The sequence below is a fragment of the uncultured Methylibium sp. genome, assembly GCF_902826655.1.
Classification (GTDB): domain Bacteria; phylum Pseudomonadota; class Gammaproteobacteria; order Burkholderiales; family Burkholderiaceae_C; genus Methylibium.
On record NZ_CADEFR010000127.1, the window covers coordinates 1 to 2,721 of the forward strand.

Below are 2,721 nucleotides of genomic sequence, written 5' to 3' on the forward strand. Positions count from 1 at the left end.
TGTAGCGGTAGATGTTGTCGACGAAGAACAGCACGTCGCGGCCTTCGTCGCGGAAGGACTCGGCGATCGTCAGGCCCGTCAGCGCCACGCGCAGGCGGTTGCCCGGGGGCTCGTTCATCTGGCCGTAGACCATCGCGACCTTGGACTGCGTCAGGTCCTCCTGGACCACGACCTTGGAGTCCGACATCTCGTGATAGAAGTCGTTGCCCTCGCGGGTGCGCTCGCCCACGCCGGCAAACACCGACAGGCCCGAGTGCGCCTTCGCGATGTTGTTGATCAGCTCCATCATGTTGACGGTCTTGCCGACGCCGGCGCCGCCGAACAGGCCGACCTTGCCGCCCTTGGCGAACGGGCAGATCAGGTCGATGACCTTGATGCCGGTCTCGAGCAGCTCCTGCGAGGGGCTCAGCTCGTCGTAGGCCGGGGCCTTGCGGTGGATCGGCATCGACAGCTCGGCGCTGACCGGGCCGCGCTCGTCGATCGGATTACCCAGCACGTCCATGATGCGGCCGAGCGTGGCCTTGCCGACCGGCACGGTGATCGCGGCGCCGGTGTTGCTGACCATCAGGCCGCGGCGCAGGCCGTCCGACGAGCCCAGCGCGATGGTGCGGACCACGCCGTCACCGAGCTGCTGCTGGACTTCGAGCGTCAGCGCCGAGCCTTCCATCTTCAGCGCGTCGTAGACCTTGGGCATGCGGTCGCGCGGGAATTCCACGTCGACCACAGCGCCGATGCACTGGACGATCTTGCCGACGGCAGCTTGGGTGTTCGCCATTTCGTTTTCCTCGATTGATCCGAATTCGTTGGGTCCGAGATCGCGTCAGCCGACGGCCGCCGCGCCCCCGACAATCTCTGAGAGCTCTTTGGTGATCGCTGCCTGCCGGGTCTTGTTGTAGACCAGCTTGAGCTCGCCGATCAGCGTGCCGGCGTTGTCGGTCGCGGCCTTCATCGCGACCATGCGCGCCGACTGCTCGGAAGCCATGTTCTCGGCCACCGCCTGGTAGATCAGCGCCTCGACGTAGCGCAGCAGCAGGTCGTCGATGACCGTCTTGGCGTCGGGTTCGTAGAGGTAGTCCCAGCCGTGCTCGCCGGCATCGGCCTTCATCTTGTCGGCCGACAGCGGCAGCAGCTGCTCGACCACCGGCTCCTGCTTCATCGTGTTCAGGAACTTCGTGTAGCAGAGGTAGACGGCGTTGAGCCTGCCTTCGGCGTAGGCGTCGAGCAGCACCTTCACCGGACCGATGAGCTTCTCGAGGTGCGGCGTGTCGCCCAGCTGCGTCGCGTGCGACACCACCTTGGCACCGATGCGGTTCAGGAAGCCCAGGCCCTTGTTGCCGATGGCCACGGCCTCGGCCTTCACGCCCTGCGACTCCAGCTCGCGCAGCTTGCCGGTGACGGCGCGCAGCACGTTGGTGTTGAGGCCGCCGCACAGGCCCTTGTCGGTCGTCACCACCACGAAGCCGGCCGCCTTGGCCGCGCCCGCGCTCACCGCCACGAAGGGGTGCGTGTACTCGGGATTGGCGGTCGCCAGGTTGGCGGTGATGTTGCGGATCTTGTCGGCGTAAGGGCGCGCGGAGCGCATGCGCTCCTGCGCCTTGCGCATCTTCGACGCCGCGACCATCTCCATGGCCTTGGTGATCTTCTTGGTGTTCTCGACGCTCTTGATCTTGCCGCGGATCTCTTTGCCGGCTGCCATGACGCGCTCCTTCTCTAAAGGGTCAGGTCAGTGGGCTCAGGCAAAGCTCTTCTTGAAGGCGTCGATCGCGCCGGACAGCTCGGCCTCGGCATCCTTGTCCATCGCCTTGTTGTCCTCGAGCTTCTTCAGCAGCGCGGCATGGCTGGTCTTCAGGTGCTGGTGCAGGCCGTGCTCGAAGCCGAGCACCTTCTTCACGTCCACGTTGTCGAGGTAGCCCTTGTTGACCGCGAACAGCGTCGCCGCCATCAGGCTGATCGGCAGCGGCTGGTACTGCTGCTGCTTGAGCAGTTCGGTCACGCGCGCGCCACGGTCCAGCTGCTTGCGGGTCGCCTCGTCCAGGTCGGACGCGAACTGCGCGAAGGCCGCCAGTTCACGGTACTGCGCGAGGTCGGTCCGGATGCCGCCCGACAGGCTCTTGACCAGCTTGGTCTGCGCCGCACCGCCGACGCGCGACACCGAGATGCCGGCGTTGATCGCGGGGCGGATGCCGGCGTTGAACAGGTTGGTTTCCAGGAAGATCTGGCCGTCGGTGATCGAGATCACGTTGGTCGGCACGAACGCGGACACGTCGCCGGCCTGCGTCTCGATGATCGGCAGCGCGGTCAGCGAGCCGGTCTTGCCCTTCACGGCGCCCTTGGTGAACGCTTCCACGTAGTCGGCGTTCACGCGCGCGGCGCGCTCGAGCAGGCGGCTGTGGAGATAGAACACGTCGCCGGGGAAGGCTTCGCGGCCCGGCGGGCGGCGCAGCAGCAGCGAGACCTGGCGGTACGCGACGGCCTGCTTGGACAGGTCGTCATAGATGATCAGCGCGTCCTGGCCGCGGTCGCGGAAGTACTCGCCCATCGTGCAGCCCGAGTAGGCGCTGACGTACTGCATCGCTGCCGACTCCGAGGCCGAGGCCGCGACGACGATCGTGTAGTCCATCGCCCCGTTGGCTTCCAGCGCGCGCACCACGTTCTTGATCGACGAAGCCTTCTGGCCGATCGCGACGTAGACGCAGGTCATGTTCTGACCCTTCTGGTTGA

General features: G+C 66.2%; 2 protein-coding genes and 1 pseudogene. All 3 read right to left on the minus strand.

What is annotated here, in order from left to right; genetic code table 11:
- Positions 1–775 (minus strand): annotated as a pseudogene (locus QZV97_RS20690) (F0F1 ATP synthase subunit beta); the annotation flags it as partial.
- A gap of 45 nt (positions 776–820) precedes the next feature.
- Positions 821–1,696 (minus strand): F0F1 ATP synthase subunit gamma, encoded by an 876-nt coding sequence (atpG, locus tag QZV97_RS20695; protein ID WP_295647283.1) that lies wholly within the window; start codon positions 1,694–1,696, stop codon positions 821–823.
- Positions 1,697–1,732: 36 nt separating this feature from the next.
- Positions 1,733–2,721: F0F1 ATP synthase subunit alpha (gene atpA, locus QZV97_RS20700; RefSeq protein ID WP_295647285.1), on the minus strand; the 989-nt coding region annotated here is incomplete at its 5' end.

Bases quoted from the DNA above. Each gene is read 5' to 3' on its own strand.
- atpG (WP_295647283.1), bottom strand. From the start codon at position 1,696: ATGGCAGCCGGCAAAGAGATCCGCGGCAAGATCAAGAGCGTCGAGAAC.